At 62.6% G+C, this 15,208-nt stretch carries 14 protein-coding genes; 5 read left to right on the top strand and 9 right to left on the bottom strand.

Annotated elements, in window-relative coordinates:
• Window positions 1-61 precede the first annotated feature (61 nt).
• Window positions 62-739 (bottom strand): SphA family protein, encoded by a 678-nt coding sequence (locus AC3D25_RS29685; RefSeq protein ID WP_488892048.1) that lies wholly within the window; start codon window positions 737-739, stop codon window positions 62-64.
• A 1,073-nt stretch (window positions 740-1,812) separates the two neighbouring features.
• Here AC3D25_RS29685 and AC3D25_RS29690 point away from each other — a divergent pair.
• The 3 genes from AC3D25_RS29690 to folE all read left to right on the top strand — a co-directional run bounded on the left by AC3D25_RS29690 (window position 1,813) and on the right by folE (window position 3,578).
• Window positions 1,813-2,217 (top strand): helix-turn-helix domain-containing protein, encoded by a 405-nt coding sequence (locus tag AC3D25_RS29690; RefSeq protein WP_488892049.1) that lies wholly within the window; start codon window positions 1,813-1,815, stop codon window positions 2,215-2,217.
• Between the two features lie 17 nt (window positions 2,218-2,234).
• Window positions 2,235-2,822, top strand: a complete 588-nt coding sequence (locus AC3D25_RS29695; RefSeq protein WP_488892050.1) for a copper-binding protein — start codon at window positions 2,235-2,237, stop codon at window positions 2,820-2,822.
• 105 nt (window positions 2,823-2,927) lie between these two features.
• On the top strand, window positions 2,928-3,578 hold the full coding sequence (gene folE, locus AC3D25_RS29700; RefSeq protein ID WP_488892051.1) for a GTP cyclohydrolase I FolE: 651 nt from the start codon (window positions 2,928-2,930) through the stop codon (window positions 3,576-3,578).
• A gap of 244 nt (window positions 3,579-3,822) precedes the next feature.
• Here folE and AC3D25_RS29705 read toward each other — a convergent pair whose 3' ends face one another.
• The 3 genes from AC3D25_RS29705 to AC3D25_RS29715 all read right to left on the bottom strand — a co-directional run bounded on the left by AC3D25_RS29705 (window position 3,823) and on the right by AC3D25_RS29715 (window position 7,876).
• A complete protein-coding gene (locus AC3D25_RS29705; RefSeq protein WP_488888469.1) occupies window positions 3,823-4,962 on the bottom strand; it encodes an IS481 family transposase in 1,140 nt (379 codons plus the stop codon).
• 379 nt (window positions 4,963-5,341) lie between these two features.
• Window positions 5,342-6,703, bottom strand: a complete 1,362-nt coding sequence (locus tag AC3D25_RS29710) for a hemolysin family protein (protein ID WP_488892052.1) — start codon at window positions 6,701-6,703, stop codon at window positions 5,342-5,344.
• Between the two features lie 84 nt (window positions 6,704-6,787).
• Window positions 6,788-7,876: a sensor histidine kinase gene (locus AC3D25_RS29715; RefSeq protein ID WP_488892053.1), complete on the bottom strand. Its 1,089-nt coding sequence runs from the start codon at window positions 7,874-7,876 to the stop codon at window positions 6,788-6,790.
• Between the two features lie 268 nt (window positions 7,877-8,144).
• Between AC3D25_RS29715 and AC3D25_RS29720 the strand changes: the two genes are divergently transcribed.
• Window positions 8,145-8,486: an FKBP-type peptidyl-prolyl cis-trans isomerase gene (locus AC3D25_RS29720; RefSeq protein WP_488892054.1), complete on the top strand. Its 342-nt coding sequence runs from the start codon at window positions 8,145-8,147 to the stop codon at window positions 8,484-8,486.
• A 7-nt stretch (window positions 8,487-8,493) separates the two neighbouring features.
• On the top strand, window positions 8,494-9,240 hold the full coding sequence (locus AC3D25_RS29725) for a helix-turn-helix domain-containing protein (protein WP_488892055.1): 747 nt from the start codon (window positions 8,494-8,496) through the stop codon (window positions 9,238-9,240).
• Window positions 9,241-9,253: 13 nt separating this feature from the next.
• On the opposite strand, the gene AC3D25_RS29730 is transcribed toward AC3D25_RS29725, so the two are convergent.
• The 5 genes from AC3D25_RS29730 to folC all read right to left on the bottom strand — a co-directional run bounded on the left by AC3D25_RS29730 (window position 9,254) and on the right by folC (window position 15,200).
• Window positions 9,254-10,450 (bottom strand): O-succinylhomoserine sulfhydrylase, encoded by a 1,197-nt coding sequence (locus tag AC3D25_RS29730; protein ID WP_488892056.1) that lies wholly within the window; start codon window positions 10,448-10,450, stop codon window positions 9,254-9,256.
• 281 nt (window positions 10,451-10,731) lie between these two features.
• Window positions 10,732-12,279 carry an amidophosphoribosyltransferase gene (purF, locus tag AC3D25_RS29735; RefSeq protein WP_488892057.1) on the bottom strand — a complete coding sequence of 516 codons (1,548 nt, stop codon included), beginning with the start codon at window positions 12,277-12,279 and terminating at the stop codon, window positions 10,732-10,734.
• A gap of 132 nt (window positions 12,280-12,411) precedes the next feature.
• Window positions 12,412-12,960, bottom strand: a complete 549-nt coding sequence (locus AC3D25_RS29740) for a CvpA family protein (protein ID WP_488892058.1) — start codon at window positions 12,958-12,960, stop codon at window positions 12,412-12,414.
• 6 nt (window positions 12,961-12,966) lie between these two features.
• Window positions 12,967-13,851, bottom strand: coding sequence for an SPOR domain-containing protein (locus tag AC3D25_RS29745; RefSeq protein ID WP_488892059.1), 885 nt, complete (start codon window positions 13,849-13,851; stop codon window positions 12,967-12,969).
• Between the two features lie 38 nt (window positions 13,852-13,889).
• A complete protein-coding gene (gene folC / locus AC3D25_RS29750; RefSeq protein WP_488892060.1) occupies window positions 13,890-15,200 on the bottom strand; it encodes a bifunctional tetrahydrofolate synthase/dihydrofolate synthase in 1,311 nt (436 codons plus the stop codon).
• Window positions 15,201-15,208 lie beyond the last annotated feature (8 nt).

The raw sequence follows: 15,208 nt of genomic DNA on the forward strand, positions 1-15,208 counted from the left end.
CGAGGCCTCCTGATTTGACACCTGCGCGCACGCGGACAAGGCGGCCGCGGCGCGCGCCGTTTCACTCGAAAGTCGCGCTAAGCGACAACAGAACAGCGTTGCCCTTCGGGCGGTTATGCGCTGCAAACTCGTTCACCCAGCGCAGCCCCGCCGACACCGGCGTGCCGCCGAACTTGCCCGGCCACGTCACCATCGGACCCATGCCGACGGAATAACCGTTCGCGCCGCCGATTTTGTCGGCGAGGCCGCCGATGCCGTCGCCGATCTGCTGGATCCAGCCGCCGATCACGCCGACGCCCCAGCCGCTTTTGAAACGCTTGAGCGCCAGAATGCCGAGGACGCTTAACGGCGCGTTGTGATAGTCGGTCTTGTTGTTCGTGGTGTAGAAGTTGATGCCGTAATTCACCGACAACTCGATGTCGTCGGACGGGACGAGATGCGTATCGGAGAGGGTCGGCGTGAAGGTCCAGGTGTTCTGGCCCGCGTTCGCGAAGCGGCTCGTGCTGTATGCGCCGGTCCGCGCGTACATTTGCACGCTGAGCGAGACGTGGCCGGTCTGCGTCAGGTGATAACCCGCGACCACTGGCACGAAGAACAGACTGGCGAACTGCGTGGCGTGATCGGAGGGAAGCTTATCCGGCGTGATCGAGAAAACACATCGGGATTTCTCAATGTCCGGCCGATAAAGCGTCTTATGCCCGAAACCCGTCGATAACGCATGGATGAATAATTGATTCATATAAGTGCGCGCCCCGGTCCGTGTCACGACTGCGTCATTTTCAGCGTGTGCGTCCATATCTTTCGGCAAATACACCCTATAAAGCGCACTGCAAGCGACGACTAACGATTCGGACATTTTCATTCCGTTCCCCGTCGCTTTTCCTTGTGCACCCGCCGCATGATTCCCCGTCTGGGCGATGAACTCCTTAATGTCGCGGTTAAGCAGTTGCCTCATAAATTAATATCCGCGCTGCAGGCCGGAATACCGGTTCAGAACCGATGCGTGCTTATTAACCAATCAGTGAACGCATATTTTCAGCGCAAGCGAAATCACTCGCGCACCTGCTGGAACGCGCAAAATGCAGATATCGCATAAGGCACGCAATCGCGGAATTACAGGGTCGAACTCGTCCCTCGCCCTAGCGGCGACAAGGAAACCGCGACGGAGCGTATCGCCCGCGCGTGAAACTCGTTTGAAGACAGAACTGAACCGCCGGCGGATTCGCCGAATCGACCAAGCGAAGTAGAACCGGATAGAACTGTATGAAGCCAAGCCGGACGACCGGCTTTTCGAGTTGTCTCGAACCGCGCTTCTCTGATGTGTTTACAGATGCTAGCAAACGTTTTATCGCCCTGCCAAGAACATTTTGTAACGCGAATGAAAATGAAACGTTTTGTACTGCTGTTTCAGGGAGTCAACTTATCCGGCGGATTTCGACGTATGAGGATTCGAATTGCATAGGAAGTTTTTTATCGAATTACAAGAAGAATAATTATTACAGCCTTCACTCAAGGCCGGTCAAAACGTTTATTGGTGGACACATGCGGGTTTTGAGACCGGCCAGTCGATGTAGAACCCAAGTGACGGAGTCTCCCCAATAACGCCGTCCGCAAGCCGGTTAAACCGCAATGCGCCGCCTTCAAGACAAGAATTTGCTTCGCCGGCGATTGAACGCCCGCCCGCCACCGTGCTGGAAACCGCCGCATGCGTCCGGCATTCTCCAGCTCCATCCGGGCGTTACACGCACTTTGCAACGAAACGTGGCACAGGCTACGCCGTGCATCCATGCGAACACTACGACGAGTGCGCAGATGCTTTCTCAGCCGGACAATCTACCCAGCGTCGTGCGCAGAATGACCGCCGGTCAGATGCTCATCGACGGAGCAACGGTCGATGAAGTGGCCGATCGTCTTCATCTCTCCACGCAGACGGTGAAGCGTTATCAGGCTATCGTCGAGGCGGGCGGTCTGGACGCGCTCAGGCAGCTCGGCGTCGGCGGACGGTCGCCCACGCTCGACCAGAACGCGCTGGCCGCGATCGCCGCCGCGTTGCAGGAATCGGCGCGGCTGCACGGCTTCGAGAGCGACGTGTGGACGAACGCGCGGCTTCGGGCGCTGATCGAAAGCCGCTACGGCGTGCGCTTTTCGCGCGTGTATATCTGGCAGATCGCGACGAATCTCGGTCTCGGCCACCTGCTGTCCAAATCGCGACGCTAGCGGCGAAGGAGACCCGGATGTCCGAACGCAGACTGATCGCGCTGGCTGCATCGACCGCGCTCGCGCTCTTCTGCCACGCCGCCGTGGCCCAGGTGGAGGCGTCAGGCGCGACCCGGCGCGCGCTCGCCGCGACGTCCGTGACGGAGTCGGGCGCGCGGGTCGTCGGTATCGATCCCGCGTCGAACAGCATTACGCTCAAGCGCGATTCGGGCGTGGTGGAAGACGTGACCGTGAGCCGGGAAGTGGGCGACGTGAGCCGGCTGCGGATCGGCGATGTGCTGAAGATCCGCTACGAGACCGCGCTGCTCGTGCGCGTCGACAAGCTGGCGAAAGGCAGGGTTGCCGAGCGCGTGGAAACCGAGACCGCGATTCCCGCGTCGGGCGGCGTCGCCGCGTTCGCAAGGCGTACGCGCGTGCTTGCGACCGTTACGCGCATCGATCCGAAAACGCGCACCGTCACGCTGCGCGACCCGACGCGCACCGAGCAGTTCCGGGCGTCGCCGGAGCTTGCGCTGCAGGGGCTCAAGGTGGGCGATACGGTGCGCGCCGAGTTCGTATCGGCGACGGCCGTGCTGATCCTGCGCGACGGCAAGCCGCTCAAGTAAAGGGAAAATCCCGAGCCGGATTGGCACGCTCGAAGCCCGCGCCGTCCTCGTCGAACTGGAAAAACGTGGAACAATGGGTGCTTCGACACGCACCAGGAGTCCCCAATGAACGCCCCCGGCAAGTCACCCGTTCCCGTTTCGGACATCCACGCGCATCCCGCCGATCGTCCGTCGCGCGAAGACGCCGAAGCCGCCGTGCGTGTGCTTTTGCGCTGGGCCGGCGACGATCCATCGCGCGAAGGTCTGCTCGACACGCCGGCGCGCGTGGTCCGCTCGTACGAGGAATTTTTCGCGGGATACGCACAGGATCCGCGCGAGATTCTGGCGCGCACGTTTTCGGAGGTCGAGGGTTACGACGAGATGATCGTGCTCAAGGACATCCGCTTCGAGAGTTACTGCGAGCACCATATGGTGCCGATCATCGGGCGCGCGCACGTCGCGTATCTGCCGAACACGCGCGTGGTGGGGATCTCGAAGCTCGCGCGGCTCGTGGATGCGTTCGGCAAGCGCCTGCAGATTCAGGAAAAGATGACTGCGCAGATCGCCGATACGTTGAATGAGGTGCTGCAGCCGCTCGGCGTCGGCGTGATTCTGGAGGCAGCGCACCAGTGCATGTCGACGCGCGGCGTACACAAGGCGGGATCGTCGATGGTCACTTCGCGGATGCTTGGCGCGTTTCGCTCGGATCCTTCGACGCGGCGAGAGTTTTTATCGATCGTCGGGCATCAGAGTGGGATGAGTGTTTCTAATACGTGAGGTGGGGTTCGCTGGCGCTCGGGGTTGGGTTTTTGCTGGCGCTCGGGGTTGGGTTTTTGCTGGCGCTTGGGGTTGGGTTCTGCTGGCGATGTGTGCTTTTGTTTGCCTGCGCTTTCTGGGAACCTGCTTTCGTGTAGGTCTATTAGCACGCCGCTATGCGCGGCAGCAGTCACTTTCTTTGCTGCTGTGTACGGACCGGAGACATAGTTGACACATGTACGAGGACATCGTTGACACCTGATGTTCAGGGTTTTGCTGCTTTCAGGTCAAGTTTTGCAATGCGTTGATGGGCAAACCAGAACTCAATTACGCCGTCTTCGTCGTGCTTTGGACGTGCGGCCACGTACAGCCCTTTGAGCGCAGTCGACAGACGCAGCGCCTCGCCTCTGAAACGCACCAGGCCATTTGAATTGACCCGCAGCACTTCATCGGCAGGCCCGTATTGCGGTTCTGGCAGATGCTCGGGCATCGCTCGCGGGCTGGGTTGGTAGCGGCTCACCGGCGTCGCCAGGTCCAGCGCCTCATGCGGGCGTTGCGTGTTGTACACCTGTCGCCAGCGTTCCAACTCCTGCTGCACGTGGGCGTGGGTCGTGAACACGTGCCGCGCCAGCACTTCAGCTTTCAGCGACCGATGGAATCGCTCATCCTTGCCATTCGTCTGAGGATGATACGGTCGGCTGTAGCTCACGTGAATACCCAGTCTGATCAGCCACACCGCGAGCTCGGTCAACTGGCCCGGCGCGCTCGGGGAACCCCACGGCGCACCGTTATCGGTATTGATGCGTGACGGTAGCCCATAGCAGCGAAACGCCCGCTCGAGCTCGGTCTGCACGACTTCCGTGGTTGTCCGGCCGCAGGCGGCGAGCACGATGTTAAAGCGCGAGTGATCGTCGAGCACCGTCAGCGGCGCACAGCGGCCACCCTCCAGGGTCGGGAAATCGCCCTTGAAATCCATCTGCCACAGCGCATTCGGATGCTCGTGCTCGAAGCGCTGCCAGGGCCGCTGCGGTCTGTCCTCAGGCGCGTGGAGCAGGTCGTGACGGCGCAGGATCTCGGTGATCGTGGAGGGTGCGGGCACATTGGCGTGGCCGAGATCTTGCAGACGACGCTCGATCTTGCGTCCGCCCCAGCCGTACTCGCGGCGCAGGTCGAGCACGACGGCGACGATCTCATCGGATGAGCGCGCGGGACTGTCGTGCGGACGACGCGAGCGATCGACGAGACCTTCAAGGCCTTGCGTCGAGTGGCGGGCAAGCCACTTGTAGCCGGTCTGGCGGCTGACGTTGAAACGTCGGCACAACTCGCTGAACGGCACGCTCCGTTGGGTGGCGAGTTGAACGAATTCCTGTCGGAGACTCATGGTGTCTTTTACGTTCCAGGGCATGGGAGGATTTCGGGCGTTCGATTACCCGAAAGTGTCAACCATGTCTCCGTACACCTGTCAGCTATGTCTCCGGTCTGTACACAGCAGCAAAGAAAGTGACTGCTGCCGCGCATAGCGGCGTGCTAATGGACCTACACGAAAGCAAGTTCCCAGAAAGCGCCGGAGCATCAGACGGTTTACCCCGACCACCCTCAAGCCGCCCCACGGCGACGAATCCCGTGCTGTTTTCTTTGGTTACTTTCTTTGCAGCTAGCCAAAGAAAGTAACTGCTGCCGCGCATATCGGCGTGCTAAAAGACCCACACGAAATCAAGTTCCCAGCAAGCGCAGGCAAACAAAAGCAACGAGCGCCAGCAAAACCAAAACCGCCGCCGCCGCCGTCAATCATCTTCCTGCAAAACTTCCTCCCGCGGATACACGCGCACAAGCACAATCCGCGGCCCGTTCATCTTCTTAACGACAATATCAAACCCCTCAAACTCCACCCGCTGCCCCTCACTCGGCAAATCGCCGAGCGCATTGATAACGAGTCCACCAACCGACTCCGCACGCCCTTCATCGATATCGATCCCGAGCGCCCGTTCCAGCGACACCACCGGCAAGCTGCCCTTGCCCATCAACGTGCCGTCGTCCATCCGCGACCAGTCCGCGTCGCCCTGTCGGAATTCGTCGTGAATCTGGCCGACCAGCGCGCCGAGCAGATTATCGAGCGTGAGAAAGCCGATCGGCTTCGCCCCCTTCCGCCCGACCAGCGCGAAATGCGGCGCGCCCTTGCGGAATCGGCGGAACAACTCTAGCGCCGACAGATTCGGCGCAACGTACTGCACCGGCCGCACATATTTCTGCAACGATTCGACCTTCGCGTCCGACTTGGTGAAACTCGACGCAAAACTGCTCCCCGCGTTCTCACGCGCGAGCAACAAGTCCTTCAAGTGAATCATGCCGATCACGCGCTCGCCCGACGCATCCGCGAACAACGGATAACGGCTGAACCGGTGACGCGAAATCACGTTCATGTTTTCGCGCAGCGGACAGTCGTTGCGCAGCGCCACCATTTCGTGCGCGGGCCGCATCAGATCGGACACGGTCATGCGGCTGAAATCGAGCGAATGCGCGATGGTGTTCCACTCGTCGGCGTTATACGACGACGCGCCCGACAGGCGGCGTCCGCGCAAAATCAGCTTGAGTTCGTCGGTGGAATAGTGGGCGTCGTGACCGTGTTCGCCCGAGAGGCCGAACAGTTTCAGCACCTGATTCGCGCTCGCGTTCAGCACCCAGATGAACGGGTACATCAGCCAGTAGAAACCGTAGAGCGGCATGGCGAGCCACAAGCCGACCTGCTCGGCGCGACGGATCGCCCACGACTTCGGCGCGAGTTCGCCCACCACGATATGCAGGAAGGAAATAACGGAGAACGCGAAAAAGAGCGAGATCGACTCGATCAGCTTCTCCGACTCCACGCCGATCAGCGCGAAGAGCGGATGCAGCAGCGCTGCGAACGCCGGCTCGCCGATCCATCCGAGCCCGAGCGACGCGAGCGTAATACCGAGCTGGCACGCCGAAAGATAGGCGTCCAGTTGCCCGTGTACCTTCGCGAGCAGGCGGCCGGGCAGACCGTTGGTCCGCGCGATCGCCTGCACGCGAGTCGCGCGGAGTTTAACGAGCCCGAACTCGGCGGCGACAAAAAACCCGTTCAACGCGACGAGCAACAAGGCGCCAACAAGCGCGACAACCTGAGTCAAGGCATTTCTCTCTCAAATGGAATACGCCAGTATAGAGGCGAGTCGCGATTTGAAAGATAAACCGGGGATTTTCAGGGTTCCTTTTTAAGCGCCCCCGAGCGGGACGCTCAGCGTGAGCCGCACGGCCGTTGCATCGACGATATCGTCCTGCTCGAACGTGCCGCCGTGCGCTTCCGCCACCCGCTTGCAGAGCGCGAAGATCCACGAAATGCGGCCCGCCTCGCGCGGATGCAACGTCTGCTTGCGTGCAAATGCTTCGAGCACGTGCGGCGTTTTGGTGTCGTTGAGCGCATCCGTCGATGCCGTGAACGCGACGCGCGCCTTCCACGTCTGGCCCTCGATCGCGCTCGTCAATGCGACCGCCGCGCCGCTCGGGCTCGCCTCCGCCGCGAACGCGAGCATCAGCCAGAGCGCCTGCGTGAGCCGCTCGGCGTCGGCGGAAATCTGTTCTTCCGCGAGCGGCGAATCGATCTCGATCGTGACGCCGCGCGCCGTCGCGAGGCTCGCGCGCGCTTCCTCCGCGCTACGTTCGGTCAGCGCGCGCAACGCCACCGGCGCGCGATCGAGCGCGATGGCGCGCGTTTCGGCGCGGGTCGTATCGATGGATGTCTCGATCAGCTTGACCTGCTGCTCCACGCCCGAGCGGATGCCCGCGAGCGCGCGCTGGGCGGCCGGATCGGCGGCGTCGATCTTGCGCTCCAGCACGTAACCCCAGCTATGAATGGCGTTCAGCGGCCCGCGCAGATCGTGCGAAACCACCGACAGCACCTGATCGCGCATGAAAAGCGCGACCTGGGCGCGCAGGAACGCGGTGCGCGAGTCGCTATCCGCGGGAGCGGATGCTCCACTCGTGCTTGTCGAAGGTGAAACGAGCAGGCTTACCGTTTCATCGCGATTTGGCAATGCGAGGATTGCGAACGCGCGGGCGACGCCGTCGTGATCGAACGAAACCTGCGCGCGATGCACGCCGTTCGCGGCGCGCGCGGCATCGGCGGCTTCGGTCAACACGGCGACCAGCGGCTTGGGCAATGCCGAATCCGCGAGCGGACGGTCCGCCAACGATTGCGCGTCGATATCGAAAATATGGGCGAATACCGTATCGGCCGACAAACAACGCAGCGCGCTGTCGAGAAGCAGTACGCCGTCGGCGCCGGCGGACCTGTCGTCAAGCATGGGCCGCCCCGAATCCACGGAACCTGAAAAAGTCGTTGTCACGATTGAAATCCTTGCGAGGTCGATGTTGCCAGGACTTTTAGAGATGAAAGCGCATTATAGGTGAGCGACCGCGCCCAATGGCGTCGGCGCGTGCGCGGCAAGCGCGCCGATTTTCAAGATGCTCACGCACGATGCAGCAAGTGCCGTGCGCGCCCCGCCCGCGCAAGAGGCCCTACAATAGCGGTTTCAAACCCCGGCCTGCAAGGCCGGTTCATCAGGAGTGTTTATGTCGATCGTGACGACCGATTCGGGTCTCAAATATGAAGACCTCACCGTGGGCGATGGCACGGAAGCCGTTGCGGGCAAAACGGTGAGCGTGCATTACACCGGCTGGCTGACCGACGGTCAGAAATTCGATTCGAGCAAGGATCGCAACGACCCGTTCGCGTTCGTGCTGGGCGGCGGCATGGTCATCAAGGGCTGGGACGAAGGCGTGCAGGGCATGAAAGTGGGCGGCACGCGCCGTCTGACGATCCCGCCGCAACTCGGCTACGGCGTGCGCGGCGCGGGCGGCGTGATTCCGCCGAACGCGACGCTCGTGTTCGAAGTGGAACTGCTCGACGTTTGATTCGCCCATGACGCTCGCCAGCGGCGGACCCACCGTGTCATTGCGCCGCTACGGCGCGGTGGAAGCGTCGGACGTCCACGATTTCCATCAGATCGTGCTCGGACTCGACGGCGCGATGGACATGACGGTGGATGGCCGCGCGCGCCGGATCGATGCGAGCGGCGCGTGGATCGTTCCGGCGGGCGCGCGTCACGATTATTCGGCTGCCGGTGAAAACCGGCAGTTGGTGATCGACTTGCCGCTCGCGTCCGTCGCGTTGCCGGAGCGTTTTTTCGACCGGGCGCGCGCGGTGGAAATCGATCCGCAGGTCGCGCAACTCGTGCAGGACGTGGCCATGCGCGCTCAGTCCGGCGCGTCCGGCCGTTTCGCGTGGCAAGCCGCGACGCATCTATGCGGCGCACTGCTCGCGGGTACAACCGGCGAACCCGCGCGCGGCCTCGATTTCGCGCGTATCGACCGCTGGCTGCGCGCCCATCTCGCCGAGCCGCTGCGCGTCGCCGATCTCGCCGCGCATTGCGGTTTTGGGATGCGGCGCTTCCACGCGCTGTTTATCGAGGCGTTCGGCGAGACGCCGCATCGTTATGTGCAGCGTCTGCGGCTCGACGCCGCGTTGACGCTGCTCGCCGACACGCGCCGTTCGCTTACCGACATCGCGCTCGACGTCGGTTTCGCCGATCAAAGCGCCTTCACGCACGCGTTTTCGCGACGTTTCCGGATCGCGCCGGGCAAATGGCGCGGCGCGCCGGAAAGCTAAAACGCCGCGTCTATCAAACGATCTGGCTCAAACCGCGCTCCAGATCCGCGCGAACATCTTCCGGATTCTCCAGCCCGACCGCCACGCGGATCAACCCTTCGCGAATTCCCGCCGCCTCGCGCACTTCAACGCTGAGACGCCCGTGAGTAGTCGTGGCCGGATGCGTGATGGTCGTGCGCGTATCGCCGAGATTGCCGGTGATCGACACCACCTTCGTCGAATCGATCACGCGCCACGCATTCGCGCGCGCCGCTTCCTGCGTATCGCCCTTGAGCTCGAACGAGACGATCGCGCCGCCCGCCTTCTGCTGTTTCTGCGCGATCGCGTATTGCGGATGCGATTCCAGTCCCGGGTAAAACACGCGCGCGACCGCCGGATGCTGCTCCAGCCAGCGCGCGAGTTCGAGCGCGTTCGACGACTGCTTTTCCACCCGCAGCGACAGTGTTTCCATGCCCTTCAGCAGCACCCAGGCATTGAACGCGGAAAGCGTCGGCCCGGCGCTGCGCACGAATGGAAAAACCTTTTCCATGATGAACTGCTTCGAGCCGACCAGCGCGCCACCGAGCACGCGGCCCTGACCGTCGAGAAACTTCGTCGCCGAGTGCATCACGACGTCCGCGCCGAGTTTGAGCGGCTGTTGCAGCGCCGGACTGCAAAAACAGTTGTCCACGACAAACAGCGCGCCCACTTCCTTCGCAATCTTGCCGATCGCCTCGATATCGGCGATTTCGGTTAGCGGATTCGACGGCGTTTCAAGGAAGAACATCTTCGTTTCCGGACGCACGGCGGCGCGCCACGCGTCGAGATCGGTCGGATCGACGAACGTGGTGGTGATGCCGAACTTCGGGAAAATCTGCGAAAACATGCCGACCGTCGATCCAAACAGGCTCTTCGAACTCACCAGATGGTCGCCCTGCTGCAGCGCGCACATCACGACCGCCATGATCGCGGCCATGCCGGACGCGGTTGCCATGCACGCCTCGCCGCCTTCCAGCGCGGCAAGCCGGTTCTGGAACATCGTGACCGTGGGGTTCGTGAAGCGCGAGTACGTGTACGCCTCTTCCGAATTCTTGAAGCGCTCGGCCGCTTCGGCGGCGCTCGAAAAGCAGAAACTCGACGTGAGGAATAGCGCTTCCGAATGCTCGTTGAAGTCGCTGCGCAGCGTTCCCGCGCGCACGGCGAGCGTGTCGAAATTGAGATGATCGTCCATGTTCGTGTTGTCCGTTTCGGTGTGTTTGGCCGGTGGTTCCTTGCGTCGCGCCGGCAGTTTCGCGCGCGCCAGACGCAAAAAAGCCCGCTGTGCGTCGCGCGAGCGACTCAAAAGCGGGCTGATGCGGAAATAGCCGGAAGCGGTCCGGTGTTGCCACCGTTTCGCTTTAGCTGTTTGGAGTCGCGCCAGTCTGGCCCAACCCCGCGTCCGCAAGCTGATTTCAAATCGACGCAAGCCACGATGCTACCACGGCCCGCGTCTTTTCAGGATAACGCGCGAACTCACTCCACCGAGAGTTGCAGATGCAACTGCGAGCGCGCCGGTCCGCCTTCCTGCGCTTCGCTGGCGGCGTCGCGGTCGGATTGCGATTGCGGCGCGAGCCGCGCGGTTTCGATGCGGTCGAGATATTCGGTCGTGATGTCGCCGGTGATGTAGTTGCCGTCGAAGCACGACGCCTCGAATTCGCCCAGCGCCGGATTGATGTCGCGAATGGCCTGCTTCAGATCGGCCACGTCCTGGTAGACGAGGTGATCCGCGCCGATCATGCGCGCCACTTCGTCGTCGCTGCGGCCGTGCGCGACGAGTTCGCCGCGCGTCGGCATGTCGATGCCGTACACGTTGGGGAACTTCACCGGCGGCGCGGCCGAAGCGAAAATAACCTTCGCCGCGCCGGCATCGCGCGCCATCTGCACGATTTCATGCGAAGTCGTGCCGCGCACGATCGAATCGTCGACGATCAGCACGTTCTTGCCCTTGAACTCGATGGCCATGGCGTTCAGTTTCTGGCGCACCGATTTCTTGCGCACAGCCTGGCCCGGCATGATGAACGTGCGGCCAACGTAACGATTCTTGAAGAAACCTTCGCGATATTCGACGCCGAGTTTCGCCGCCACCTGCATCGCGGCAGGGCGCGACGAATCGGGAATCGGCATGACCACGTCGATCGGCACGTCCGGCAGCACGCGCTTGATCTTTTCGGCGAGGTAATCGCCCATGCGCAGGCGCGCGTTGTAGACCGGCACGCCGTCGAGGCACGAATCCGGCCGCGCGAGGTACACGAGTTCGAAAATGCACGGATTCAGCGACGGGTTTTCGGCGCATTGCTTGCTGTGCAGATTGCCGTCGTTATCGATGAAAATAGCTTCGCCCGGCTCCACGTCACGCACGAACTCGAAGCCGATGCCTTCCACCGCCACCGATTCCGACGCCACCATCCATTCCACGCCGGTCGCCGTTTCCATCTTGCCGAGCACGAGCGGACGGATGCCGAACGGATCGCGGAACGCCACCAGTCCGTAGCCCGCGATCAGCGAAACGATCGCATACGACCCTTTCACCCGCCGATGCACGCCGGATACCGCCTTGAAGAGCGCGGCCGGATCGACTTGCAGGCCGGAGCTTGCCAGTTGCAGTTCGTGCGCGAACACGTTCAGCAGGACTTCGGTGTCGGATGCGGTGTTGATGTGCCGGCGGTCGATCCGGAACATCTCGTCCTTCAACTGCAGCCAGTTCGTCAGGTTGCCGTTGTGGGCGAGGATGATGCCGAACGGCGCGTTCACGTAGAACGGCTGGGCTTCTTCCTCGCTCGACGCGGAACCGGCTGTCGGATAGCGCACCTGACCGATCCCCACGTTGCCCGGCAAACTGCGCATGTTGCGCGTGCGGAACACGTCGCGCACCATGCCGTTCGCTTTGTGCATGTGGAAATTGTTGCCGTTCGCGGTCGCGATACCCGCCGCATCCTGACCGCGATGCTGCAGAAGCAGCAGGCTGTCATAGATCAGCTGATTGACGGGGCTTTGGGAAACTACACCTACGATGCCGCACATGGCATGTCCTTCAAAGAGTCGAAACGGGTCCAAAAGGCGGTGCTGGCGCGATGATGCGGAAAATCACGAGTACGGGCCGCATCGGCGATACGCCGAGCCGTCGCGGATTCCTCGTGTAGCCAGCCTGTTCGTTCAGTGTGCGGCGCCGGGATCGGATCCGGGTGTCGTGTCGCGCGGGACATCCGACGAAGTGCGCACATACGCGGCGAGCGTATCGGGAAGCAGCGGTTTCAGTTCGCGCACGCCCTGTTCGACCGTCGGCCGGAACAGCGCTTTGCGCCAAAAATCCTTTTGCGGCAGTTCGGTCAAGCCTGCAAGGGCGACCAGTATCACTACCAATATAGCGCCTCTCACGAGACCGAACAGCAATCCGAGCGAGCGGTCCACGCCGCGCAGGCCGGTGACCTCGCTGATTCGCGTCAGGAGCGCGCCGAGAACACTCGACACCAGCAACACCGCCGCGACGATCAGCATGAACGCAATCAGCCACTGCGTCAGCGCACCGCCCGGCCAGGTCGCCGGAATATACGGCACGACCACGCCCACGAAGCGCCCGGCGACGAAAAACGCTGCGATCCAGCCGATCAGCCCGAACACCTCGGACAGCAAGCCTCGCCACATTCCGCGCAAGGCGGACAGGCCGATCACGGCCATCACCGCATAGTCGAACGCAGTAAACATTCGCGCCTAGTTCTTGCTGCTGCCGCCGAGGCCGGCCTGGCGCACCTTGGCAAGCGCGGCGGTCGCGGCCGCACGGTCGGCGAACGGTCCGGCGCGCAACAACGAACGCGTCGATCCGTCGGCCTGCTTGCGATGTTCGACATATGCGGGCACGCCCGCGGACTTCAACTTGCCGACCCAGTTCTGCGCGGCGGTTTCGTCGTCGAAAGCGCCGATTTGCAGCACGAAGCGGCTTCCCGGCGGCGATGAAGGCGTGTTCGCCGTGCTCGCGCTCGAGTTCGCGCTGCCGTCTTCGTCGGATTCGGCTGCCGAGGGCGCGGGCGGTGTGGCGGGCTTCGCGGCTGGCTTCGTCGGAGCCGCCTGAACAGGCGCTTTCGCTTCGGGCTTGGCCGTGGCCGTGGCGTTCGCGCCGGAATTCTGTGCTGTGTTGACAGCCGGCTTGGCGACGCCGGCGCTCGCGCTGCTCGCGGATGACGCAGCCGTCGTGGGCGTTGCCGTTGCGTTCGCGGGCGGGCCGTCGGGTGCGACGCCCGCTTGCGTGTCGGCGTCGGACGGAGGCGTCTCTGAACGCGCCGGCTTCGGCGCCACGACCGGACGGCTCGGGATGTCGATGGAAATGTCGTCGGTGACGGGCTTCGGGCGCGAATCCAGCACCATCGGCAAGACGATCACCGCCGCCAGCACCAGCGCGATTGCGCCGACCAGACGGCGGCGCGCGCGCTGCTTCTCGGGCAAAGTCGGGTCGAGCATCATCGCGTCGGCGTCAGGGCGCTCGCTGCGGCGCGTGCGGCGTTCGGTGCGGACGGTTTGGCGCGCGCCTCGCGAAGAGTCGGAATATGCGTCGCGACCGGATGGTGCGTCGTCTTTCTTGCCGAACGAGAAAAGTCCCATGTATGGCTTGGTGCGAGAGGCTTTGACGGCGAGGCGTCTCAGTGATGCTGCGATTTACGGAAGGCGATCACGCCCGCCACCGTATAGAAACTGCCGAAGATCAAAATTCTATCATTTTCGGACGCTCGGCTTAACGCATCTTGAAAAGCGTCGGCGGGCGTCGCGAATTGCTTAACGCTGCTGTCCGGGCCGTCGTTGACGCCCGCTTCGCGTAACGCTTCGGCGAGCACGGCCGGTTGCGCGGCACGCGCTGTCGGCAAATCGGTCACGTTCCAGTGGTCGATTTCACCCTTGAGATGCCCGACGATGCCTTCCACGTCTTTATCGGCCATCGCGCCGAAAACCGCATACGTGTATGGAAAAAAGCCCATATTGCTCAGATTCTGTGCAAGAACAGCGGCGGCGTGAGGATTGTGCGCGACGTCGAGAATGATCTGCGGCTTGCCCGGCAGCACCTGAAAACGACCGGGAAGTTCGACGTTTGCGAGGCCAAGTCGAATATCCTGCGCCGACACCGGAATGCGCTCGCGCAACGCTTCGAGCGCGGCCAGCGCGGCCGAGGTGTTGATCAACTGGTTCGCGCCGCGCAGCGCCGGATAGGCCAGCGCGGAACGCCGTTGCGCGCGGCCGATATAGCTCCATTGCTGACGCTCGTTGCCCGCCTGCGCCTCATAGCGAAAATCGCGGCCGACCAGCCAAAGATCCGCGCCGATCTCGCCCGCGTAGTCGATCAGCGTCTGCGGCGGCGACGGATCGCCGATGATCGCCGGTTTTCCCGCGCGGAAGATGCCCGCTTTTTCACGGCCGATCTTCTCGCGCGTATCGCCGAGGTAAGCCGTGTGGTCGATATCGATGCTCGTGACGATCGCGCAATCGGTATCGACAATATTCACCGCGTCCAGACGCCCGCCCAAACCGACCTCCAGAATCACCGCGTCGAGTCCGCGCGAGGCGAACAAACGCATGATCGCGAGCGTCGTGAACTCGAAATAGGTCAGTGAAACCGGCTCGCCGGATCGCGTGCGCGCTTCTTCCACCGCCTCAAAATGTTCGAGCAACTCGGCATCGGTCGCCTCGACGCCGTTCAGCCGCGCGCGCTCATTGAACGCCAGCATGTGCGGCGACGTGTGACAGCCGACCCGATACCCGGCGCGCACGAGAATCGTCTCAAGAATCGCGCAAGTCGAACCTTTGCCGTTCGTGCCGCCGACGGTGATCACGGGGCAGTCGAAATGCAGGCCGAGCGCGTCTTTAACGCGGCCGATGCGGGTCAAACCCATGTCGATACCGACCGGATGCGCGGTTTCGAGGTGCGCGAGCCATGTATCGAGGGTGGAAAAAGTGGTCATTTTGCGAG

Source organism: Caballeronia sp. SL1002 (assembly GCF_057814995.1).

Bases quoted from the DNA above. Each gene is read 5' to 3' on its own strand.
- AC3D25_RS29685 (WP_488892048.1), bottom strand. From the start codon at position 739: ATGAATCAATTATTCATCCATGCGTTATCGACGGGTTTCGGGCATAAG.
- AC3D25_RS29745 (WP_488892059.1), bottom strand. From the start codon at position 13,851: ATGGGACTTTTCTCGTTCGGCAAGAAAGACGACGCACCATCCGGTCGC.
- folE (WP_488892051.1), top strand. From the start codon at position 2,928: ATGAACGCCCCCGGCAAGTCACCCGTTCCCGTTTCGGACATCCACGCG.
- AC3D25_RS29720 (WP_488892054.1), top strand. From the start codon at position 8,145: ATGTCGATCGTGACGACCGATTCGGGTCTCAAATATGAAGACCTCACC.
- AC3D25_RS29715 (WP_488892053.1), bottom strand. From the start codon at position 7,876: ATGCTTGACGACAGGTCCGCCGGCGCCGACGGCGTACTGCTTCTCGAC.
- AC3D25_RS29705 (WP_488888469.1), bottom strand. From the start codon at position 4,962: ATGCCCTGGAACGTAAAAGACACCATGAGTCTCCGACAGGAATTCGTT.
- AC3D25_RS29740 (WP_488892058.1), bottom strand. From the start codon at position 12,960: ATGTTTACTGCGTTCGACTATGCGGTGATGGCCGTGATCGGCCTGTCC.
- folC (WP_488892060.1), bottom strand. From the start codon at position 15,200: ATGACCACTTTTTCCACCCTCGATACATGGCTCGCGCACCTCGAAACC.
- purF (WP_488892057.1), bottom strand. From the start codon at position 12,279: ATGTGCGGCATCGTAGGTGTAGTTTCCCAAAGCCCCGTCAATCAGCTG.
- AC3D25_RS29725 (WP_488892055.1), top strand. From the start codon at position 8,494: ATGACGCTCGCCAGCGGCGGACCCACCGTGTCATTGCGCCGCTACGGC.
- AC3D25_RS29690 (WP_488892049.1), top strand. From the start codon at position 1,813: ATGCTTTCTCAGCCGGACAATCTACCCAGCGTCGTGCGCAGAATGACC.
- AC3D25_RS29695 (WP_488892050.1), top strand. From the start codon at position 2,235: ATGTCCGAACGCAGACTGATCGCGCTGGCTGCATCGACCGCGCTCGCG.
- AC3D25_RS29730 (WP_488892056.1), bottom strand. From the start codon at position 10,450: ATGGACGATCATCTCAATTTCGACACGCTCGCCGTGCGCGCGGGAACG.